This window comes from Exercitatus varius (genome assembly GCF_029577735.1).
Classification (GTDB): Bacteria; Pseudomonadota; Gammaproteobacteria; order Enterobacterales; family Pasteurellaceae; genus Exercitatus; species Exercitatus varius.
Window position 1 is genome coordinate 315279 of sequence record NZ_JARQTO010000001.1, and the last position, 23591, is coordinate 338869.

Annotated in this window: 17 protein-coding genes; 12 read left to right on the top strand and 5 right to left on the bottom strand. The window is 45.6% G+C overall.

Going from position 1 to position 23591, the window contains the following annotated elements:
- Nucleotides 1-93: 93 nt before the first annotated feature.
- Nucleotides 94-1038 carry a 50S ribosomal protein L3 N(5)-glutamine methyltransferase gene (prmB, locus tag P7M01_RS01505; RefSeq protein ID WP_317482821.1) on the bottom strand — a complete coding sequence of 315 codons (945 nt, stop codon included), beginning with the start codon at nucleotides 1036-1038 and terminating at the stop codon, nucleotides 94-96.
- Nucleotides 1039-1115: 77 nt separating this feature from the next.
- On the opposite strand from prmB, the gene smrB reads away from it, so the two are divergent.
- Nucleotides 1116-1622, top strand: a complete 507-nt coding sequence (gene smrB, locus P7M01_RS01510; RefSeq protein WP_202937496.1) for an endonuclease SmrB — start codon at nucleotides 1116-1118, stop codon at nucleotides 1620-1622.
- Here smrB and P7M01_RS01515 read toward each other — a convergent pair.
- The gene (locus P7M01_RS01515) at nucleotides 1619-2554 is read right to left on the bottom strand and encodes a Kdo(2)-lipid IV(A) acyltransferase (protein WP_317482822.1); all 936 of its coding nucleotides are present in this window, start codon (nucleotides 2552-2554) and stop codon (nucleotides 1619-1621) included. The genes smrB and P7M01_RS01515 overlap by 4 nt on opposite strands.
- A gap of 182 nt (nucleotides 2555-2736) precedes the next feature.
- Here P7M01_RS01515 and hldE point away from each other — a divergent pair, with 182 nt between their 5' ends.
- Complete coding sequence (gene hldE, locus P7M01_RS01520; RefSeq protein ID WP_317482823.1) at nucleotides 2737-4167, top strand: bifunctional D-glycero-beta-D-manno-heptose-7-phosphate kinase/D-glycero-beta-D-manno-heptose 1-phosphate adenylyltransferase HldE; 1431 nt, start codon at nucleotides 2737-2739, stop codon at nucleotides 4165-4167.
- A 101-nt stretch (nucleotides 4168-4268) separates the two neighbouring features.
- Here the strand turns inward: hldE and tdeA are convergent, their stop codons facing one another.
- The 3 genes from tdeA to P7M01_RS01535 all read right to left on the bottom strand — a co-directional run bounded on the left by tdeA (nucleotide 4269) and on the right by P7M01_RS01535 (nucleotide 8929).
- On the bottom strand, nucleotides 4269-5642 hold the full coding sequence (tdeA, locus tag P7M01_RS01525) for a toxin/drug exporter TdeA (RefSeq protein WP_317482824.1): 1374 nt from the start codon (nucleotides 5640-5642) through the stop codon (nucleotides 4269-4271).
- Nucleotides 5643-5776: 134 nt separating this feature from the next.
- The gene (locus P7M01_RS01530) at nucleotides 5777-7708 is read right to left on the bottom strand and encodes a MacB family efflux pump subunit (RefSeq protein WP_317482825.1); all 1932 of its coding nucleotides are present in this window, start codon (nucleotides 7706-7708) and stop codon (nucleotides 5777-5779) included.
- A 27-nt stretch (nucleotides 7709-7735) separates the two neighbouring features.
- Nucleotides 7736-8929 (bottom strand): efflux RND transporter periplasmic adaptor subunit, encoded by a 1194-nt coding sequence (locus tag P7M01_RS01535; RefSeq protein ID WP_317480198.1) that lies wholly within the window; start codon nucleotides 8927-8929, stop codon nucleotides 7736-7738.
- A gap of 230 nt (nucleotides 8930-9159) precedes the next feature.
- Here P7M01_RS01535 and P7M01_RS01540 point away from each other — a divergent pair, with 230 nt between their 5' ends.
- The 10 genes from P7M01_RS01540 to P7M01_RS01585 all read left to right on the top strand — a co-directional run bounded on the left by P7M01_RS01540 (nucleotide 9160) and on the right by P7M01_RS01585 (nucleotide 23478).
- Nucleotides 9160-9825, top strand: a complete 666-nt coding sequence (locus P7M01_RS01540; RefSeq protein ID WP_317482826.1) for an N-acetylmuramoyl-L-alanine amidase — start codon at nucleotides 9160-9162, stop codon at nucleotides 9823-9825.
- A gap of 86 nt (nucleotides 9826-9911) precedes the next feature.
- Nucleotides 9912-11591, top strand: coding sequence for a glutamine--tRNA ligase (glnS, locus tag P7M01_RS01545; RefSeq protein ID WP_317482827.1), 1680 nt, complete (start codon nucleotides 9912-9914; stop codon nucleotides 11589-11591).
- Nucleotide 11592: 1 nt separating this feature from the next.
- A complete protein-coding gene (locus P7M01_RS01550) occupies nucleotides 11593-11739 on the top strand; it encodes a hypothetical protein (RefSeq protein WP_317475328.1) in 147 nt (48 codons plus the stop codon).
- Nucleotides 11740-11826: 87 nt separating this feature from the next.
- Nucleotides 11827-12291 carry a YcgN family cysteine cluster protein gene (locus tag P7M01_RS01555; protein ID WP_317482828.1) on the top strand — a complete coding sequence of 155 codons (465 nt, stop codon included), beginning with the start codon at nucleotides 11827-11829 and terminating at the stop codon, nucleotides 12289-12291.
- Between the two features lie 64 nt (nucleotides 12292-12355).
- On the top strand, nucleotides 12356-13189 hold the full coding sequence (locus P7M01_RS01560; RefSeq protein WP_317482829.1) for a 4-alpha-glucanotransferase: 834 nt from the start codon (nucleotides 12356-12358) through the stop codon (nucleotides 13187-13189).
- A gap of 141 nt (nucleotides 13190-13330) precedes the next feature.
- Entirely contained in the window at nucleotides 13331-15835 is a 2505-nt protein-coding gene (gene glgB, locus P7M01_RS01565; RefSeq protein ID WP_317482830.1) for a 1,4-alpha-glucan branching protein GlgB, read from the top strand.
- Nucleotides 15836-15887: 52 nt separating this feature from the next.
- Complete coding sequence (gene glgX / locus P7M01_RS01570; protein ID WP_317482831.1) at nucleotides 15888-17891, top strand: glycogen debranching protein GlgX; 2004 nt, start codon at nucleotides 15888-15890, stop codon at nucleotides 17889-17891.
- A gap of 261 nt (nucleotides 17892-18152) precedes the next feature.
- The gene (gene glgC / locus P7M01_RS01575; RefSeq protein ID WP_317475323.1) at nucleotides 18153-19448 is read left to right on the top strand and encodes a glucose-1-phosphate adenylyltransferase; all 1296 of its coding nucleotides are present in this window, start codon (nucleotides 18153-18155) and stop codon (nucleotides 19446-19448) included.
- Nucleotides 19449-19503: 55 nt separating this feature from the next.
- Nucleotides 19504-20934, top strand: a complete 1431-nt coding sequence (gene glgA / locus P7M01_RS01580; protein WP_317477429.1) for a glycogen synthase GlgA — start codon at nucleotides 19504-19506, stop codon at nucleotides 20932-20934.
- Between the two features lie 81 nt (nucleotides 20935-21015).
- Nucleotides 21016-23478: a glycogen/starch/alpha-glucan phosphorylase gene (locus P7M01_RS01585; protein ID WP_317482832.1), complete on the top strand. Its 2463-nt coding sequence runs from the start codon at nucleotides 21016-21018 to the stop codon at nucleotides 23476-23478.
- Nucleotides 23479-23591: the final 113 nt, after the last annotated feature.

The following is a 23591-nucleotide window of genomic DNA, read 5'->3' on the forward strand; positions in this document are numbered from 1 at the left end:
CATGTAAAAGTGCGGTCGATTTTTTCAACGTTTTTTGCAGGATTTCATTGAAACATATTTGCTTTTTCAAGGATTGTCGAACGGTTTGGCGACCTATTCAAAGCAATGGCGATATTCCAGCAATTGAGCTTTGGTTAAACTGAAAACGCCCACGCCGCCGTTTGTTAATTCCAGCCAGTTAAACGGCACTTCCGGATATTGTGCCATGAGATGCACCATGCTGTTTCCCACTTCACAGACCAATACGCCGTCATCCGTTAGGTAATCTGCGGCTTGCGCCAGAATCCTTTTGGTGATGTCCAGCCCGTCCGCGCCGGAACCCAACGCTAATTCAGGTTCGTGATGAAATTCTTCTGGCATATCGCTTAAATCTTCCAAATCCACATAAGGCGGGTTGGTAACGATTAAATCGTATTGATCCTGCGGCAGGTTTTCAAATAAATCCGATTGTAACGGAAAGACGCGGTTGAGCATATTGTGACGTTCAATATTAATTTCCGCCACGTTCAACGCATCAAAAGACAAATCCACCGCATCCACTTCGGCTTGCGGAAAAACATCGGCACAGGCGATGGCGATACAACCGCTGCCCGTACACAAATCCAGAATGCGTTTCGGCACATGAGATAACAAACCGTTAAAATGCGATTGAATCAACGCGCTGATTGGCGAGCGAGGAATAATAACGCGTTCATCTACGTAAAATTCCAATCCGCAAAACCACGCGCTGTTAACCAAATAGGCCACCGGAATGCGCTTGGCTAACCGTTCGGCGACCAAGCCGACGATTAGCTGCTTTTCTGACGGCGTTAAATTGGTATCAAACAGTTCGTTAGGCAAATCCATCGGTAAATTCAGGCCTGCAAGTACCAGTTGTAAACTTTCATCCCAAGCGTTGTCCTGTCCGTGCCCGTAATAAATGTCGGAGCGGTTAAAATTGCTGTATGTCCAGCGCAGATAATCCTTCAACGTATGCAGATTAGCCGGCACATCGTCCGCTTCGATTAAATCCAGTAAATCTTGGTTAAATGTTTCCATCGGTCGTCACCTTGTGAGTAAAATTCAGAGGGATTATATGCTAAAATCCGTTTCGGATTCCACCAAAGAGGAAAAGAATGTTAAAGGAAGAGGATATCGCCCTGTTCAGAGAAAATATTCGGGGCACTAAAAAATTTAAACAGAATACCTTTGTGACGTCGCGCAAGGTCAATACGAAGAAAAAATCCGAAGTGCGGGAAATCAGAGAAAAGCAGGATACGCTTTTTTATTTTTCTGACGAATATGAACCGCTGTTAGACGAAGAAAGTGCGGTCAAATATTTGCGAGAAAATGAAGATAGTTATTTATTGAAACAGTTGCGTCGCGGTGATTTTTCGCCGGAGCTGTTTTTGGATTTGCACGGATTGACGCGCGAACAGGCGAAGCAAGAGCTTGCCGCATTATTGCAGGCATGCGTGGATGAACATGTTTATTGTGCGAGTATTATGACGGGATACGGCACCTTTACCCTGAAAAAACAAATTCCGCGCTGGCTGGTGCAACATCCTCGGGTACGTGCATTGCACCAGGCACCGAAAGAATGGGGCGGCGATGCGGCGATTTTAATTTTAGTCGAGGTTTAATCGTATAAACTCGGCGCGGTTTTATCGGGACGCGTTTTAAACCGACGATGAAGCCACATATATTGTTCAACGCCTTTCATAATTTCTTTTTCCACGATCTGATTCATTCTGAGCGCCACATCATGCGGATCAGCTAAATCCGAAAAATCCACGGCCGGTGAGATGCTGACGGTATAACCGGAGCTGTCCGCATTACGCAAAGGGGCGAAAGGAACCACTTTGGCATTGGGTACCGCATGAAGTAAAAAGTAGGAACCCGTGGTGGTGGCTGCGTCGGGCACAGCGAAAAACGGTACGAAAACGGCATTCTTACGACCGTAATCGTGATCCGGCGCGTACCAAATGGTTTCGCCGCGTTTCAGGGCTTTCACCATACCGCGCAAGTCTTTGCGATCCAGCATATCTTTATTGGAACGTAGCCGTCCCCAAACCTGCAACCAGTTAAACAGCGGATTATCATTAGGACGATATACGCCGATTCCCTGATGTTGAATCCCCACGATTCGCGCCCCTAATTCCAACGTTAAAAAATGTACGCCGACAAATATAATTCCGTTATTTCCTTGATTTTTAAGGTGTTCCAAGCCTTCGATTTTTGACCATTTTCGTATACGGCGATCCGACCAAAACCACGCCATGCCGGTTTCGATAATGGCCATTCCCACGGAATTCAGATTTTCCTGCAGAATTTGTTCGCGTTGTCGTAGCGGCATATCGGGAAACGCCAGTTCAAGATTGCGCCGCGCGATTTTAGCCCGCCGCTTTCCTACTTTGAGTTTTGAAAATAACCAACCGAGTCCCAATCCGATTTGACGCAGAATCGGGTAAGGCAGACAGAGAATCAGCCAAAACAGCCCTAAAGCAAGCCAGAATCCCCAGTGTTTTGGGAGCAGATAGGATTTTTCGAATTGTGGTAGATGATTTTTCGTCATAATCGATTAAATTTCAGTTAATGACGGCTGTCCGTGAATTTATAGAACATCCGGGTCGCATAATACAAATGGAAGAAAAGTGCGGTTAGTTTAACGTAAATTTTACTAAATTTTAAGCCAAAGCCTTTCCGCCTGTGTTAAAATCGCGCGTAAATTTTTGAAAAACAAAAAAGGATTCGAAAATGGCGCAGTATTCAGCACAATTTCCGCATGCAAAAGTTTTGGTGTTAGGCGATGTTATGCTTGATCGTTACTGGTTTGGTGCGACCGATCGGATTTCACCGGAAGCGCCGGTGCCGGTGGTGCGCGTGAAAGCAAACGAAGAACGGGCGGGCGGAGCGGCCAACGTTGCGATGAATATCGCTTCTTTAAACGTGCCGGTACGGTTGCTCGGTTTAACCGGAAACGATGAAGCGAGCGGCGCATTAACCGCTTTGCTTGAAAATCAGAAAATTCATTGTGATTTCGTAAAGCTGGATTCCCATCCGACAATTACTAAGCTGCGCATTTTATCTCGTCATCAGCAATTGTTGCGCCTTGATTTTGAAGAGAATTTTAATAACGTACATAGTGATCATCTGCTTGTTAAATTGAAAAGTGCGGTCAAAAATATCGGTGCTTTGATATTGTCGGATTACGGCAAAGGTACGCTGAACGATGTGCAGCATATGATTCAAATTGCCCGTCAGGCAAATGTTCCGGTGTTGATTGATCCGAAAGGTACGGATTTTGAACGTTATCGCGGCGCGACCTTATTAACGCCGAATATGTCGGAATTTGAAGCGGTGGCGGGAACATGTCAATCCGATGAGGACATCGTAAAAAAAGGCTTAAAAATGATTGCCGATTACGATTTAACGGCGTTATTAGTCACCCGTTCGGAAAAAGGCATGACCTTGCTGCGTCCGAATCAACCGGCTTTCCATTTGCCGACCGAAGCAAAAGAAGTCTATGACGTGACGGGCGCGGGCGATACCGTGATTTCCGTGCTGGCAACGGCGCTGGCGGACGGTCGTTCTTTCGAAGAAGCCTGTTATTTGGCGAATGTGGCGGCCGGTATCGTGGTGGGCAAATTGGGTACCTCTACGGTTTCTACCGTTGAATTGGAAAATGCGATTCACGGGCGTACTGCTACCGGTTTCGGTATTATGACGGAAGCCGAGCTGAAAAGTGCGGTTAAATTGGCGAAAGATCGCGGCGAAAAAATTGTGATGACCAACGGTTGTTTCGATATTTTACATCCGGGACATGTTTCTTATTTGGAAAATGCCCGTAAGTTAGGCGATCGTTTAATTGTGGCAGTGAATACCGACGCGTCGGTGAAACGTTTGAAAGGCGAAACTCGCCCGATTAACGATTTGGCAAGCCGCATGGCGGTATTGGCGGGATTATCTTCCGTGGACTGGCTGGTTGCCTTTGATGAGGATACGCCGCAACGGTTAATCGCGGAAATTTTGCCGGATTTATTGGTGAAAGGCGGGGATTATAAACCGGAAGAAATTGCCGGTTCAAAAGAAGTTTGGGCAAACGGCGGCGACGTATTGGTGTTGAATTTTGAAAACGGTTGTTCAACCAGTAATGTGATTAAAAAAATTCAGAAATTGAAAGATTAACGGTGAAAAAGTCCGATATTTACTCTTCGGACTTTTTCTCGGGAGTAAGATAGAAAAAGGCAAGATTTTCATCTTGCCTTTATTTTTAGAAATTCCGTATTTTAGAATTTCGGCGAATAATAACCGCCCATTGAACTGTAAATCGCGTTTTCGTTCTGAATGACGCTATATTTAGCGTTCAGAATGGATATTTGCGAGGTTTTTTCCGTATTCGCCGCATTTAACCATTCGCGTAATTCGGATACGCCCGCGTTATAACGGTTTTGATAATATTGCGTGATACGTTTATCGTAATCATATTTTCGCTGTAAATTAGAGAAGTTTTGTACCGCTTGATTATAGGCGAAATAATTGGTATCCACTTCGTTTAACGCAGTAGTGATGCCTTGTTCGTAATTTACCCGCGCGGTCTCGTAAGCGGCTTCCGAAATTTTAACGTTCCATCTTACGTGATTCCAATCCAGGAACGGCAAGCTGATTCCCAATGTTCCCGCTGCGGTCGGATTATCAAAGGCGTTGCTGACTTTGTTGTTGCTTGAGGACATAGAACCGCCGAGCGAAACGGTCGGGAACCAGGATTTCTGCATAGCTTTGGCGTCTTTAAACGCGCTGCTCAAACGGAACAAATAACCTTTCACGTCCGGACGATTGGCGATAGTAGATACCGGCACGTTTAAATTCACAGTGGTGGTTTTCACATCCAGAATATGAGGGAAATTGATGTTCAACGGCGCATTCGGTTTTAAATTTAATAAATTGCGTAATGTTTGTTCCGCCGTTTTACGCTGCGTTTGATAGGAAATTAAATTATTACGCGCGGTTAAGACAGCTTGTTGCGCCTGATCCGTGCTGGCGCGATCTTCTACGCCCTGATTCAAACGGTTTTGCATAATGCTGTTAATGCGTCCGTAATAATCAATGCTGTCGTTTGTAGCGGCAATGGCGTCATTCAGATAAGCAATCTGGTAATACGTCACAACCACGGAATTAATCAGCGATAAACGGGTGGCTTCCAAATCCTGTTGGGTTGCTTTGTAAGTCCATTCGCCCGCATCCGCCGCATCCGCCAAACGACGCCATAAATCCAGCGTATAACTCACACTTAAAGAACCGCCGTGGCTGATAGTGGAATTTGCGCCCGTGTCCGTTCGGCGAGAAGCGGAAGAGGAGGTGGAACCGCTGAAACTCGGCACTAAATCCGCACCCAATAAATTCGCCTGATAAAGTGCGGAATTCACGGAAATCGCCGCTTTTGCCAAGTCTTTATTGTTTAACAATGCCTGTTCTACCACGCGGTTTAATTGTGCGTCATTGTAGAGCGACCACCAGTTTTCTTTAATATTGTATTGATTGGTAATTTCTTCGTATTGTTTGTAATCGTCTTGGCTGGCTTGGTAGCTGTCATTGATATTGGCGCAGCCGACCAACGCCGTTGAAAGGAGAACGCTGAAAGCAATTTTATTCAGTTTTAACATGGATATTTCCTTATAAAAGTGGGAAAGTGCGGTCAAAAATTAACGAGTTTTTTGACCGCACTTCAGGCAATCTGTTTATTAATGAACGTTCGTTCAGTCGTGGCGTATTGTAACAGAATTTTTTCATTTTGCTACTATTCACGCGCTAAAGCCGTAATCGGATCGAGTTGAGCGGCTTTTTTCGCCGGCATATAACCGAATACGACACCGATTAAGGTCGAGAACAACACCGCCGCTACAATGGAAAACGTGGAAAACGACATAGTGAAATCCGTCATAAAGATATTGAATAAGCTACCGATAATGAGAGAAAGCAAAATGCCGGATACGCCGCCGATCATACAAATCAGTACGGCTTCGATTAGAAACTGCTGCAAAATATTGCTTTTACGCGCCCCGATGGCCATACGTACGCCGATTTCCTTGGTGCGTTCCGTCACCGACACCAACATAATATTCATCACCCCGATACCGCCGACGATAAGAGAAATAAAGGCGATGGACGAAATCAGTAATTTCATGGTACCGGTGGTACTTTCAATCGTCTGTTTAATCGTATCGCTGTTCATAATGAAAAAGTCTTTCTTGCCGTGACGGACAATCAGGTAATCGGTCAGACTTTTTTCAGCGACGGTTGTGTTGACGTTATCCGCAATTTTTACGGTGATAGAACCGATTTTTGTTCCCCCTGTCACTTTATTCATTACCGTCGTATAAGGCGCGTAAATATTTAGCGAGCTGCTTGCCTGACTCATTTGACGATCCGTCACAACACCGATAATTCGGAAAGGGCGTTTGGCAAACATGACAATTTTTCCCAAGGGATTTTCATTCGGAAAAATCGATTTTTTTGAGCTTTCGTCCAACAAAGCGACTTGCGCGTTTTCGTTGATTTCCTGTTGAGTAATGGAACGTCCCATCACAAGTTTCATGCCTTCCACATCGAAATATTGCTCGCCGATACCGCGCAGGTTAGTGGAGGTGAAAGATTGATTGCCGTAAATCAATAAACCGGTGGAGGAACTGTTCGGCGTGACACTTATCACATAACTTTGCTTAGCCAATGCATTGGCGTCGTTTACCGTTAAATTCTGCATTTGATCCGCCCGCCGATCGCCAAATCCCGTCCCGTTAAAAATGGTCATGGTGTTTGTACCTAACCCGCTGATATTAGACAGAATTTTTTGTTGCGAACCGTTTCCTAACGCTACGACGGACACCACCGAGGTGATCCCGATAATGATGCCGAGCATGGTCAGCAGAGAACGCATTTTGTGAGCGATAATGGCGCTCACCGACATCCGAAACGCTTCAATCAGCTGATCTTTACTGAAACCGAAACGGGATTTAGAAACTTTAATATTTTCGACCGCACTTTTTACCGGCGATTTCTGGTTATCGCCGATAATTTCTCCATCTTTAATTTCAATGACGCGATTGGCGCTTGCCGCAATGTGGCGGTCGTGAGTAACCATAATAATGGTGTGGCCTTCGTCATGCAGTTGACGCAAAATCTGCATCACGTTTTCGCCGCTGGCGGAATCCAATGCGCCGGTAGGTTCATCCGCAAGAATAATTTCACCGCCGTTCATTAGCGCGCGGGCAATACTGACACGCTGCTGCTGACCGCCCGAAAGCTGGCTCGGTTTGTTTTGTTCTTTGCCGTCTAATCCGAGTTTTTCTAGCAATTCTTCCGCATGAGATAAACGTTCGGCTTGAGGTTTTCCGGCATAAATCGCAGGTAAAGCCACGTTTTCCTGAGCCGTGAGGGCGGACAGCAGGTTATAACGCTGGAAAATGAAGCCGAATTTCTGGCTGCGCAAATCGGAAAGCTGATCGGCCGTCAGTTCCACGGTTTCTTTACCGTCGATTTTATAAGAACCGCTGGTTGCCGTGTCCAAACAGCCGATGATGTTCATCAGAGTGGATTTCCCGGAACCGGATTGTCCGATAATCGCGACAAAATCGCCTTTTTCAATGCTGAGGGAAATGTTTTTCAAAATATGAACACGATTTTCACCTTCACCAAAATAGCGATTAAGGTCTTTTATTTCGATAATATTCATAAAATTTTCACCGCACTTTGGATTGCATTAGAACATACGCGGACCGCGATTCATTGTGCCGACTTTTTCACCGGCGGCGACTTGTGACACGATCACTTTTTCACCTTCGTTTAAACCGGATTTAATTTCCGTTTGAAAATCATTTTGCACGCCGATCGTCACTTCGCGTTCTTCCGCTTGATTTTTGTCATTCAAAATATTCACGAAATATTTGTTGTCTCGCTTCTGCAATGCCATATTGGAGACAAGCAACACGTTTTGAACATTTGCAATTTTTATCGTATTTTCCGTGGTCATGCCAATGCGTAAGACACCGTCGGTGTTATCCACTTCCATGTTGGCATAATAATAAACCGCCGATGTTGAAGAGGACGATGACGAACTGCTGCCTGAGCTTGAACTTGAAGAGGTTGAACTGGCGTCCGTGCTGTCTGTGGTTGCGGGATCAATACTGTTGATTGTCGCGTGGTATTTGGTTGAGCTGTCGGACAAAATAGTAAACTCCACTTCCTGCCCCGCTTTGACTTTAGTAATGTCGCCTTCCGAAATTTCAGGCTTGATTAACATTTTTTGCAAGTCCGCCACGGTGACGATGGTTGGTGTGGTTTGATTGGCGTTGACCGTTTGACCTTCGGAAATCGGGGTCGAAATTACCGTTCCGTCGATAGGCGAGGTAATTTTAGTATAACCCACATTGGTTTCCGCCGTATTTACCTCGATTTCCGCTTGTTTGATGGATTCTTTTAACGCGTCGATTTCCGCAATCGCGGCGTCCAACGTATTTTTAGCGCTGTTCACGTCATCCAAAGAAGCGGCTTGTAATTTGTATAGTTTCGATAAGCGGTTATAGCTCGATTGCGCCACGCTGTAAGCGGTTTGTTTCGCTTTCAACTGCGCCTGATAACTCGCCAGTGCCGCTTTGGCCGTATTTAAGCTGTTCACTTGAGTGGTGGAATCAATATCGGCGATCATATCGCCTTTTTTTACTTCCTGGCCTAATTTCACATACAGTTTAGTAATTTTACCGGAAACCTGCGCACCGACATCCACTTCATTCGAGCTTTCAATCGATCCCGATGCCACAACGGATTTTTCTATATTGCCGCGCTGAACGTCTTCGGTAAGAAAAGTCGGACCGTTTTCTCCGCCGGACATAAAAAAGTACGCACCGCTTGCAATAACGACGAGTAAAATTGCGATGATTAAGTTTTTTTTCTTCATGATTATTTCCAATATATCCGTAAAACTCGGGCAGAGTATAAAAATAAAAACTTAAGAGATTCTTAAGCATTGGCGGCTAAATCGTTTTTATGACCATTATTCCGAAGGATTGTTCGGAGAATATGAAAAGTGCGGTAAATTTTAGCATAGTTTTTTCCGGAATATACGTGATATTTTTTTGATTTCATTGAGCTTTCTCAGCATAATGAACGGACATTCAGGGAGTGACGATGAAAATATTGGCAATATTATCGGCGGCTTTATACGCCTCAAGTGCGGTCGCTTTTTCCGTTATTTTGGACACGGGCCACACCGAAAAACATTACGGTGCCGTCAGTCCGTTCAATAAGACGGAATTCAGCTATAACCAAGCCATGGTGACGACGCTACAACGTCACATTTTAGCTCGGAAGCTTGATGTCGAACTGGTGCCGAATACGCAGCCGGATTTAACTTTGCAGCATCGCACGCTTTACGGAAACAAAACGGATTTATTCGTATCCATTCATCATGATTCGTTTCCGCCGGAATTGAACGCACAACGTGAAAATTTGTCCGGCTTTTCGGTTTTTGTGTCGCAAAAAAATCCGAATTATCCGCAAAGTCTGAATTGCGCAAGAGCGGTAGCGAGCCGCTTAATTCAGGCGGGCGAGCGCCGTTCCCGTTATCATGAATCGGATATTGAAGGTGAACGAAAAACCTTGCTTGATGAACGCGGCGTCTATCGCTACGATGAGTTGGCGGTATTGAAAAACGCCCGTTCGCCCGCCATCCTGATTGAAATCGGCGTGATTGCCAATCCGTCGGAAGCGAAACGGTTGGAACGGACGGCGGTTAAAGAGCAAATCGCAAAAGCGATCAGTCTTGGCATTGCCGATTGTATAAAAACTCATTAAAAATCGCCCGCACTTTAAATTCTGCCGTAAAACCTGTAGAATACGCGGCATTTCAACGACCTATTTTTTATTACCAAGAAACAGTTATGCCAACAGAAAATATCACATTAGCAAACGAGGCGGGAAAAGAGGCGACTCCGACCAATTTTATTCGCCAGATTATTGACGAAGATCTTGCCAGCGGCAAGCATCACAACGTTTATACCCGTTTCCCGCCGGAACCGAACGGTTATCTGCATATCGGACATGCGAAATCAATCTGTTTGAACTTTGGGATCGCGCAAGATTATCACGGCAAATGTAATCTGCGTTTCGACGACACCAATCCGGTTAAAGAAGATGTGGAATATGTGGATTCCATCAAGCGGGACGTGGAATGGCTAGGATTTGAATGGGAAGGTAAACCGCGTTATGCCTCGGATTATTTTGATCAGCTTTACGGTTATGCCGTCGAATTAATCAAGAAAGGTTTGGCTTATGTAGACGAGCTTTCGCCGGAAGAAATCCGTGAATACCGCGGCACTTTAACCGAGCCGGGGAAAAACAGTCCTTATCGCGAACGCGGCGTAGAAGAAAATTTGGCGTTATTCGAAAAAATGCGTAACGGCGAATTTGCGGAAGGCAAAGCCTGTTTACGGGCGAAAATCGATATGGCGTCGCCGTTTATGGTGATGCGTGATCCGGTGCTTTATCGGGTAAAATTTGCCAGCCATCATCAAACCGGCGATAAATGGTGCATTTATCCTCTGTATGATTTTACCCACTGCATTTCGGATGCCATTGAGCGGATTACCCATTCGCTTTGTACGCTGGAATTCCAGGATAATCGCCGTTTATACGATTGGGTGCTGGAACATATTTCTATCGAACGTCCGTTACCGCATCAGTATGAATTTTCACGTTTGAACCTGGAAGGCACATTGACATCCAAACGTAAGTTATTGAAGTTAGTGGAAGAAGGTGTGGTTGACGGTTGGGATGATCCGCGCATGCCGACTATTTCAGGCTTACGCCGTCGCGGTTACACGCCGGCGTCGTTGCGTGAATTCTGCCGTCGTATCGGCGTGACCAAGCAGGATAACGTGGTGGAATTCAGCGCGCTGGAAAGCTGTATTCGCGACGATTTAAACACGCATGCGCCGCGAGCCATGGCGGTGATTAATCCGTTAAAAATCGTGATTGAAAATCTTGAAGTGCCGGAAACGCTGACGATGCCTAATCACCCGAATCGTGAAGAAATGGGAACCCGTCAGGTCCAGTTAACGAAAGAACTTTACATCGATCAGTCGGATTTCCGCGAAGAAGCGAACAAACAGTATAAACGTTTGGTGTTGGGCAAAGAAGTTCGCCTGCGCAACGCGTATATCATCAAAGCGGAACGGGTCGAAAAAGATGCGGAAGGTAACGTCGTTTGCGTATATTGTAGTTATGATCCGGAAACCCTCGGTAAAAATCCGGCCGACGGGCGCAAAGTGAAAGGCGTGATTCAGTGGGTTTCCGCCACGGATTCTCTGCCGGCGGAATTTCGCCAATATTCCCGTTTATTCACCATGGCGAATCCGGGCGCAGAAGAGGACATTATCGCCGCAATTAATCCGCAATCATTGGTGGTGAAACAGGGATTTGTGGAAAAAAGCGTGGCGAACGCCGAGCCCGAAAAAGCGTACCAATTCGAACGGGAGGGCTATTATTGCGCGGACAGCAAAGACAGCCGTCCGGGACATTTGGTGTTCAACCTGACCGTTAGTTTAAAAGAGGGGTTTTAAGATGAAAAAAATGATTTTGTTAGTGGTGACGGCTGCATTTATTGCCGCTTGTTCGCAACCGAAAGATATTTATATCAACGGTTCGGAAGGTTCCCATTCCGGCTTAAAATATAACAAAGCCGATAAGTCCTTTGACTTAAACCGTTAATAAATATGGAAAAAGTGCGGTCGAAAAACATCAAGTTTTTTGACCGCACTTTGTTTTATCTCAAATTTAATTTATTCCGAACATATCATGCAGCAAAAAATAAACGTAGAGCCGGAATTCTGGAAACATAAGTCTCTGCAGGAGATGAACGAGGCGGAATGGGAAGCCTTGTGCGACGGTTGCGGAAAATGTTGTTACCGCAAGTTTATCGAAGGTCGCGGCAAACGGAAAAAACTTTATTACACCCGAATTGCCTGCAATTTGCTGGATCTGAAAAGCGGTCGCTGCAGCGATTATGCCAATCGTTTTAAACTCGAACGGGATTGTACCAAGCTGACTAAAAAGAACCTGCCGGATTTCGGTTGGTTGCCGGCAACCTGCGCTTACCGCTTACTTTATGAAGGCAAACCTTTATTCGATTGGCATCCTTTAATTTCCAACGATGAACGCTCGGTAGAACGAGCGGGAATGTTGATTGAAAACGGCATTCACGAAGAAGATGTGATTGACTGGTTTGAATTTGTGATTGATGAAGATCACAAAACTGCCTAAAAACCATTGTATTTATCGGTTGCTTGGTTAAAATGTGATTAATTCGTTTTTACGGGGCAACGCTATGATGATTTCTCAACAGCAAAAAAATCTGGCGGAACAAGCGGGAATTGCCGTTTCTCACTATTCCATTGATGGGGAATTGATTTATGCTTCGCCTGAAACGATTAATTATTTCACCGCACTTTTGCAGCCGGCTAAAAAATCGTCGCAAGTTAAAACGGATGGCGTTTGGGTTGCCACGGAAAACACCGATTTTGAGGTGGATTTAACCCGATTTTTCTCCGAGCTTCCGGTCAAGTTAAATTATCAGCTTTTTGACGAACATCATTTCTGCGTACGGGAAGCCGAAGTTGTTCAGGGTGCGACAACGCTTTCCTTTTCCGCGCTGGCCGCCGGTTATTACTGGCTTCATCTGATTGGCGCGGAGCAATCTCTGCGAATTTGTCTATTAATTTCTCCGCCTCAAGTTTATCAACCGCTTCATTTACAAACCGACAAAGTTCGGGGAATTTCCGTTCAGCTTTACAGTTTACATTCCGAACGAAATTGGGGCGTAGGCGATTTCGCCGATTTACGTTATCTGATTGAAAGTGCGGTCAAATTTGGCGCAGATTTTGTAGGGATTAATCCGTTGCATCAGCTTTATACGGCGGTGCCGGAATTTACAAATCTTCAAGTTTTAACGGACGATATTCTTCAACAGAAATATGACGACCGAGTAGAGGATAAACAGGCTTTATTGGACACTTTGCACCGTGACGGTGATTTGCCGCCGAATTATGAGGGTGATGCACGATCATTTAGACGAGGTGATTCATCGGTATCAGGTGGAAGGAGAAAGCCGCTTAATCGGAGTTCAATGAGAAAATTTAATTGGGCAGGAAGTTTCCTTTAATTTAGCGGGGACATCGAAAGAATATCCGAACTGGCGCAGGAAGCTTGCCGTCCCCTTAGAACAGATTTTCACTGATGATCGGATTCGGCGTTTGCTTTCCGTTATTCATCGTAACAGACAATCAAAATAGAGAACATTATTATGACAATATTCGTAACACAAGACACCATTAACGCCTTTTTTGACGGGCGTCACGCCGATCCGTTTGCCGTATTGGGCATGCACGAAACCGATAACGGTATTGAAGTCCGCGCCTTATTGCCGGATGCCGGACAAGTTGTCGTAATTGATAAAGAAACCCAGGATGAAGTCTGCGAATTATCTCGCATTGATGAACGGGGATTTTTCGCCGGCGTTATGCCGCAACGGGACAGTTTTTTTAATTATCAGTTGCAGGTATCCTGGGGAAAAGATGTCCTTCGGATTGAAGATCCGTACCGTTTTCATCCGATGATTCAGGAACTGGATAACTGGTTATTGGCGGAAGGTTCACATTTACGTCCTTATGAAGTGTTGGGCGCGCATTTTATGGAATGCGACCGCGTATCCGGCGTGAATTTCCGTTTGTGGGCGCCGAACGCCAAGCGGGTTTCCGTGGTGGGCGATTTTAATTATTGGGACGGTCGCCGTCATCCGATGCGTTTCCATCAGGCCAGCGGCGTATGGGAGCTGTTTATTCCGAAAGTGGCGCTGGGCGATTTGTATAAATTCGAGTTGCTGGACAGCAATAACCGTTTGCGTTTGAAATCGGATCCTTATGCTTTTGCGGCGCAGCTTCGCCCGGATACCGCTTCACAAGTCAGCGGACTGCCTGAAATTCAACAGGAAATGACGGAAGCCCGACGTAAAGCCAATCAGGTTGATCAGCCGATTTCCATTTATGAAGTTCACCTCGGTTCATGGCGTCGTAATTTGGCCAATAATTTCTGGTTAACTTATGATGAAATTGCCGACGAACTGATTCCTTATGTGAAAGAAATGGGCTTTACTCATATTGAATTGTTGCCGATTTCCGAATTTCCGTTCGACGGTTCATGGGGATATCAGCCAATCGGATTATATGCGCCGACCAGCCGTTTCGGTACGCCGGAAGCCTTTAAACGCTTTATTGATAAAGCGCATGCCGCCGGAATTAACGTCATTCTCGACTGGGTGCCTGGACATTTCCCGAGCGATACGCACGGTTTGGCGACGTTTGACGGCACGGCATTATACGAGCATGCGGATCCGAGAGAAGGCTATCATCAGGACTGGAACACGTTAATTTATAATTACGGACGCAATGAAGTAAAAAATTATTTGTCCGGAAACGCACTTTATTGGGTGGAACGGTTCGGATTGGACGGTATTCGGGTGGATGCGGTGGCGTCAATGATTTACCGCGACTACAGTCGTCGCGACGGCGAATGGATTCCGAATCAATACGGAGGACGGGAAAATCTGGAAGCCATCGAATTCTTAAAACATACCAACTATATTTTAGGAACCGAACATCCCGGCGTGATGAATGTCGCGGAAGAGTCCACCGCATTTGCAGGCGTGACGCTACCGCCGGAAAACGGCGGTTTAGGTTTCAATTTCAAATGGAACATGGGCTGGATGAACGATACGTTATCCTACATGAAACTGGATCCGATTTATCGTCAATACAACCACGACAAACTGACTTTCGGTATGTTGTATCAATACAGCGAAAATTTTGTGCTACCGTTATCACATGATGAAGTGGTACACGGAAAATGTTCGCTGCTGGATAAAATGCCGGGCGATACATGGCAGAAATTCGCCAATTTGCGGGCTTATTACGGTTATATGTGGGCGTATCCGGGTAAAAAATTACTGTTCATGGGAAATGAATTTGCGCAAGGCCGGGAATGGAATTATCAGGAAAGTCTGGATTGGTATCTGCTGGACGAATTCCACGGCGGCGGCTGGCATAGCGGCGTACAGCGTTTGGTTCGGGATTTGAATAAAACTTATAAAAAACAGACCGCACTTTACCAGCTCGATACCAAACCTGAAGGATTCGAATGGTTAGTTGTGGACGACTCGCAAAATTCCGTGTTTGTCTTCGAACGTCGCAGCGCTAAAGGCGAACCGATTATCGTCGTCAGTAACTTTACGCCGGTTCCGCGGGAAAACTATCGCTTTGGCGTGAACATCGCGGGCAGTTATGAAGAAATCTTAAATACGGATGCCGATATTTACAAAGGTTCCGGTTTGGGAAATGCCGGCGTGATTGATAGCGAAAATATCGAGAGCCACGGCAAAGCGCAGTCCATTTCCATTATGGTGCCGCCTTTGGCAACGATTTATCTCAAACTAAAGTCCGCCCGTAAGGCCGCTTCTCCCAGAAAAGTGAGCAAGAAAAAAGCGGAAGATAGTGCCGAAACCGCTGTGAAAAACGCGTCTGCGTCAAAATCCGCTAAGGTCAGCGCGGCGAAAGCCACGAAATCTACCGAGACAAAATCGGTTAAAGCCGGGGCTAAATCAGCCGGAGCTAAGGCGACAACGAAAAAATCTGCGGATAAAGCTGCTACAAAAGCGGTGATAGCGAAAACGGTCGCCACAAAAAAAGTGACAAAAGCGGCAAGCGCGGCAGCAAAAACGACGGTAAAGAAAACTAAACAAAAAGAGAATGCATAAAGATAAAAGGCGGGCGAAAGCTCGCCTTTTTTCAGTATGAAGGAGAAATGAGATGGAGACTCAGAAAGGTGCGCCTTATCCGCTTGGCGCCACACCGAAGAAAATTAAAAATCAATGGGGCGTGAATTTTGCCTTATTTTCGGCGCAGGCACGAGCGGTGGAGTTATGTTTGTTTGATCGGTTTGATCATGAATTGCGCTTTTCGGTTTTGGAAAAGACCAACGATATTTTCCATATTTGGATTCCCGGTGTGCCGATGGGAACAAAATACGGCTACCGAATTTACGGGCAGCATGAATATGTGGTGAATTTCGACCGCACTTTGAGCAATCCGAATAAGTTGATGCTGGATCCTTATGCCAAGGCGGTGGTCGGGAAACCGGATTTAACTACCGCTGAAAAGCGGTCGTGGTTTGTTTTAAACGATACCCGCGATAATGCCCGGTTTGCGCCGAAATCCGTGGTGATTGACGGTGCCTTCAAATGGGGCCGTGATCGTTTTCCGCGTACGCCTTGGGCAAAAACGGTGATTTATGAGTTGCATGTGAAAGGATTCACGCAGTTGCAAAAGAATCTGCCGAAACATATTCGAGGCACTTATGCGGGGTTGTCTCATCCTTCGACGCTTGCCTATTTGAAATCTCTGGGCGTGACGGCAGTGGAACTGTTACCGGTGAATTATATGCTGGACGAACCGCATTTGCAGGAAAAAGGATTAGTGAATTATTGGGGATATAATCCGTTGGCAATGTTTGCCGTTGAGCCCCGTTATGCCGCTACGAATGATCCGCTGAACGAATTCAAAACCATGGTGAAAGCGATGCATAAAGCGGGTATCGAAGTCATTCTGGATGTGGTGTTTAACCATTCCGCCGAGTCGGAGAAATTTTATCCGGCGTTCAGTCAGCGAGGAATCGATGACAATAATTATTATTGGCATGACGCTCAGGGCAATTATCTGAATTGGACCGGTTGCGGCAACATGCTGAATTTATCCTCGCCGCATACCCGGCGTTGGGTGATAGACTGCCTGAAATATTGGGTGGAAGAATGCCACATCGACGGATTCCGCTTTGATCTGGCATCGGTGTTAGGTCGGGATTCGCCCGAATTTAACCCTAAAGCCGCATTGTTCGCCGAAATTTCTGACGAACCGAGTTTGCATCAGACAAAATTTATTGCGGAACCCTGGGATATTGGCCCCGCCGGCTATCAATTGGGGAATTTCCCGTCGTTTTTTGCAGAATGGAATGATCGTTATCGTGATGACGTCACAAAATTCTGGTTATGGAAAAACGGTGATGTGGGAACGATGGCTTCCCGAGCGGCCGGTTCCAGCGATATTTTTAAGCGAGACGGGCGCTTACCGCACAGTTCAGTGAATTTTATTACCGCGCACGACGGCTTTACCTTGCGTGATTTGGTCAGTTATAACTATAAACATAATGAAGCCAACGGAGAGAATAATCGCGACGGGCGAAATAACAATTTCAGTTATAACCACGGTTACGAAGGGGATGTCAATCATTTATTCGGCAGTGAACGAAAAACTATTGAAAATCACCGTTATTTGAGTTCCGGCGCTTTACTGTGTTCGCTGTTGCTGTCCAACGGTACGCCGATGTTGCTGGCGGGCGACGAAATCGGGCATAGCCAATTCGGTAATAACAACGCTTATTGTCAGGATAACGAAACCACGTGGATCGATTGGTCAAAACAGGATGTGCGTTTATTGAATCTGACGAGGGAAGTCATTGCTTTGCGTAAGCAAATTCAAAGCCTGCAAAATGACGCCTGGTGGGACGGTAAAAACGTGCAATGGCTGACTGATGCGGGACAGCCGATGACAGTGATGGATTGGCAGAATCAGGGCAGAAAATCTTTACAGATTATGTTGGATGAAAAATGGCTGTTTTTATTGAACGGAAAATCGGAATTGCAGGTATTCCGCCTTCCGCCGGGAAAATGGCAGGTCAGAACGGGAAATTATTTGGAGAAAAGTCAGGGAAAACTGGTGATGAGCGATCTGGGTTTTTGCGTTCTGTCCCGACATTAAAAGCGTTTTTCGGGAAGTAAACCGATTTTAACCGCACGATCAAAAAATAACTGATTTTTTGACCGCACTTTTCCGACTAATGTTCAATTATGTGATCTACCTCATGGTTTATTTTTAACGGGGGAATATAATGAAGACATTGCAAACGATTGCTTTGTTTGCAAAAAGTCGTAATTACGCTGAATACTAAATCGTTTCACGTTGATTGTTGTTAGTTGATTTGTAGTTGCCTGTTAATGTTCTATACATGGGAGAATAAATATGAGCAAAGTAATAACAAAGTATGATTTGGTAAGTGATACCTTAGTGCTAATTTTAGCAGGCGGACGGGGTTCTCGACTTCATGAATTAACGGATAAACGTGCAAAGCCGGCGCTGTATTTTGGCGGAAACCGCAGAATTATTGACTTTGCTTTGTCTAACTGTATCAATTCCGGTTTGAACCGAATCGGTGTGATTACGCAATATGCGGCACACTCGTTATTGCGTCATTTACAAACCGGTTGGTCATTTTTACCGCAGGAACGCGGCGAATTCGTGGACATGTTACCGGCGCGTCAACAAATTGACGATAATACTTGGTATCGCGGCACGGCGGATTCGGTCTATCAAAACATGGCAATCATTAAAAACCATTATCAACCGAAATATGTATTGATTCTGGCGGGCGACCATATTTACAAAATGGATTATTCGCAAATGATTCTGGATCACGTAAACAGCGGCGCGAAATGTACCGTCGGTTGTATCGAAGTGCCGCGCGAATCCGCTAAAGAATTCGGTGTGATGGCGGTGAATGAAAACTTAAAAGTCAAAGCTTTCGTAGAAAAACCGGCTGATCCGCCGGCGATGATCGGTAAACCGAATTCCTCATTGGCTTCTATGGGGATTTATGTGTTTAATGCGGATTATTTGTATGAAACGTTGGAACGCACGGTGAACAGCCCGCAAACTTCTCACGATTTCGGTAAAGATATTATGCCGATGGCGTTGCAGGACGAGGTGCTTTATGCGCATCCGTTCGATCGTTCCTGCATGGGACGTAACACCGAAGGCGAAATTTACTGGCGTGATGTGGGTACCCTGGACAGTTACTGGCAATCTAATATCGATTTGGTGTCAAAAGAACCTCAATTGGATATTTATGATCAAACCTGGCCGATTCGCGGTAATCCGGTGCAGGCTTATCCGTCTAAGTTCTTCTATGACGATCCGGCTTGCAAGCAAGTGGATAATTCATTAATTGCCGGCGGTTGCGTCATTACCAACGCGTCTATCAGCTATTCGGTGCTGTTCGACAATATTCAAGTAAACGAAGGAACGTTAATTGACGAGAGCGTGATTCTGCCTCAGGTAAAAGTCGGTAAAAATTGTATTCTGAAACGCTGTATTGTCGATCGCCATGTCCAGATTCCGGATGGCATGCAAATCGGGGTCAACCCTGAAGAAGACAGTAAACATTTCCGTATCAGTTCTAAAGGAATTGTCTTAGTTACGGGAAAAATGTTACAGAAAATGCAAGGTGAATCGGTTAAATCAGAAGATGATTTAGACTAAATAAATCATTGCGGTGTACATCATGTGCACCGCATCTTTATCGGAAAGTAAAAGTATGAAAATATTACATGTTTGTTCTGAATTTTATCCTTTATTAAAAACCGGCGGTCTTGCCGACGTGGTGGGCGCATTGCCCGCCGCACAAAAAGAGATCGGGGATGACGCACGAATTTTAATTCCGGCTTATCCCGCAATTTGGCGCGGCATTCCCGATACCGTAGTGGTTGCGGAATTCGATAATTTCGCCGGTCATGTCACTTTACGCTACGGAATTTATAACGGCATCGGCGTTTATTTAATCGACGCACCGCATTTATATGCCCGCGAAGGCAACCCGTATCATGATCAATGGTATAACGATTATGCGGATAACTATAAACGCTTCGGGTTGTTGGGATGGGTCGCTTCGGAATTGGCGTTAGGGTTGGATTTCTGGTGGCAGGCGGAAGTCGTGCACGCTCATGACTGGCATGCGGGCTTGGCAAGCGCCTATCTGGCAGCGAAAGGACATCCGGCGAAATCCGTGTTCACCGTCCATAATTTAGCCTACCAAGGCAAATTTGCCGCTCGCCATTTAACCGAATTAGGCTTGCCGCCGGATATGTTTAGTATTAACGGGCTGGAATTGTACGGTGAAATTTCTTATTTGAAAGCGGGATTATTTTATTCCGATATGGTCACCGCCGTTAGCCCGACATACGCGAAAGAAATTACCACTTCGGAATTCGGCTACGGTTTACAGGGATTGCTTTCGACTTTAGATCATCAAGGTCGCCTGACGGGCGTGTTAAACGGTGTGGACGACAGTATTTGGCACCCGAATAACGACCCCTATATTCAGCATCATTACAAGTTGAAAAACATGGGCGGCAAAGCGAAAAACAAAGCGCAATTGCAGGAACGCTTTAATTTGCCGCAAAATCCGGATACGCCGGTATTTGTGATGATTACCCGTTTAACCGAACAAAAAGGCGTGGATTTACTGCTGCAATGCGCGGATGAAATCGTGAATCAAGGTGGACAGCTGATGATTCTGGGTTCCGGCGCGCCTCATTTACAGGATTGGGTAAACTGGCTGGCGTCACAATATCCCGATAATGTGGGTGTTTGGATTGGTTACGACGAACCGCTTTCTCATTTAATGGTCGCGGGCGGTGACGTAATTCTGGTGCCAAGTCGCTTTGAGCCTTGCGGTTTAACGCAACTTTACGGCTTGAAATACGGCACGTTGCCGTTGGTTCGTCGCACCGGCGGATTAGCGGATACCGTAGTGGACTGTACCGCGGAAAATATCAAAGAGCGCTGCGCCACCGGTTTCGTCTTTGAGGATGCGCATCCCGAAGCGTTACGCCATTGCATTCAACGGGCGTTCTCATTATGGAGCAAGCAACGCACTTGGTTTGCTGTGCGTACCGTCGCCATGGAGCAGGACTTCAGCTGGCAGGTAGCGGCGCATCGTTATCATGAATTGTACAGTAAAATCTGATGTTTTTTTGACCGCACTTAAAAAAAAGAGTAAAGTGCGGTCGTTTTTATTCTTGTTTTTTATTTTCAGAAGGAATGTTTTATGTTGGATAAAGTAACGGATCTGGAGTTTATCTACGATAGACCGCAAGAAACGGTGGAATCCTTTAAAAAGTCTGTGGTGTATAAATTGGTTTTCGCCATCGGACGTTCGCCTCAGGAAGCCAGTGAACGCGATTGGCTGAACGCTTTAATGCTCACCATCCGTGATTTGGTTACCGAAGGTTGGATCGATACGGCAACAAAATTCAGAGCGAGAGATACCCGTCGCGTATATTATCTTTCCATGGAATTTCTGCTCGGACGCATTCTTTCCAATGCATTGTTATCCGAAGGCATTTACGATATTGCCAAAGAAGCGCTAAAAGAACTGGATATCAATTTAGAAGATTTACTGGAAAAAGAAGTGGATCCGGGCTTGGGTAACGGCGGTTTAGGTCGCTTGGCCGCTTGCTTTATGGATTCCATTGCCACCTTGAGTTTGCCGGGTATGGGTTACGGTATTCGTTATGAATACGGCATGTTCAAACAGTCCATCGAAAACGGTCAGCAAGTGGAAAAACCGGATGCCTGGCTGGAAAAAGGAGCGCCTTGGGAATTTGTGCGTCCGTCAAAACGTCATAAAATCCGTTTCGGCGGCAGCATTTATTTTGAAGGCAAAAAATGTATTTGGAAGCCGTCGGAAGAAATTACTGCGTTGGCTTACGACACCATTATTCCGGGCTATGATACGAAATCCGCCAGCACGCTTCGTCTGTGGAATGCGCACGCAGCGGATGTATTTAACTTGGAAGAATTTAATAAAGGGGATTATTTTGGCGCCATTGCGGATCGTTCCTCAATTGAAAACGTTTCCCGCGTGTTGTATCCGAACGATTCCACTTGGGCCGGACGCGAACTGAGATTGCGCCAGGAATATTTCTTAGTTTCCGCTTCGTTGCAGGATATCGTTAAACGTCATAAACGAACTCACGGCACATTAGATAATTTAGCGGAAGAAGTGGCGATTCATTTGAATGATACCCATCCTGCATTAGCCATTCCGGATTTAATGTGCATATTGGTGGACGACGAAGGTTTCTCTTGGAAAAAAGCCTGGGAAATGACCCGTCGGATTTTCTCCTATACCTGCCATACTTTGATGTCCGAAGCGTTGGAAACCTGGCCGGTGGACATGATGAGCAAAATTCTGCCTCGTCATTTACAAATGATTTTCGAGATTAACGATTATTTCCTTGAATATGTGAAAACCTACGTCACGACCGATATGGATTTTATCCGTCGCGTTTCACTGGTGGAAGAAGGCGATCAACGTAAAGTCAGAATGGGTTGGTTGTCTGTCGTCGGTTCTCATAAGGTTAACGGTGTGGCGGAAATTCATTCTCAGTTGATGGTGGATTCCACTTTTGCCGACTTCGCCAAAATTTATCCGGAACGCTTTACCAACGTCACAAACGGGGTTACTCCGCGCCGTTGGATTGCCGTTGCCAACCCGAAATTAGCGGCATTATTCGATGAATATATCGGCTTGGGCTGGCGTAAAGATTTAAGTGAGTTGGCAAATTTAAAAGAACATTTTATCGATCCTAAACTGAAAACCCGTTTAGCCGAAATTAAATTCGCCAACAAACAAAAACTGGCGAAATACATCATGCGTAAACTCGGTATCGAAGTGAACCCGCATGCCTTATTTGATGTACAAATCAAACGTATTCACGAATACAAACGCCAAATGTTGAACGTGTTGCACATTATCACCCGTTATAATCATATTCTGGAAAATCCTGAAAAAGATTGGGTTCCACGCGTGTTTATTCTGGCGGGTAAAGCGGCGTCTTCTTATTACATGGCGAAACAAACCATTCGACTGATTAACGATGTGGCCGAAATCATCAATAACGACGAACGAATTCGCGGACTGCTTAAAGTGGTATTTATCCCGAATTACAGCGTCAGCCTGGCGGAACTGATCATTCCGGCGGCGGATATTTCCGAACAAATTTCTTTGGCGGGCACGGAAGCTTCCGGTACCAGTAACATGAAATTCGCGCTGAACGGTGCGTTAACTTTGGGTACGCTGGACGGCGCCAACGTAGAAATTCTGGATAACGTGGGAAAAGACAACATCTTTATTTTCGGTAATACCGTGGAACAGGTAGAGGAGTTACGTCGTAACGGCTACCATCCGATGGATTATTATTCTAATGATGAGGATTTACGTCTTGCCGTTAATCAAATCGTATCGGGACATTTTTCACCGAAAGAACCGACCCGTTATAATCCGGTAGGCAGTTCCGCGCAGGCGCAGGATTATTATCAAACACTGGCGGATTTCCGCAGTTATGTGGATACGCAAGCGTTAGTGGATGAAAAATACAAAGATCAGGATGCCTGGGTGATGAGCTCGATGCACAATATTGCCAATATGGGCTTCTTCTCATCGGATCGGACCATTCAGGAATATGCGGAAAGAATCTGGCGTATCAAACCGCTTGATATAGATTAATCCGCCGTGATTCGGCTAAAGTGCGGTCAAAATTTGATAAATTTTTTGACCGCACTTTTATTTTTGGCTATGCTCGGTTTCCGGTTTCGTTATTTTAGATTTTATAAAAGGCA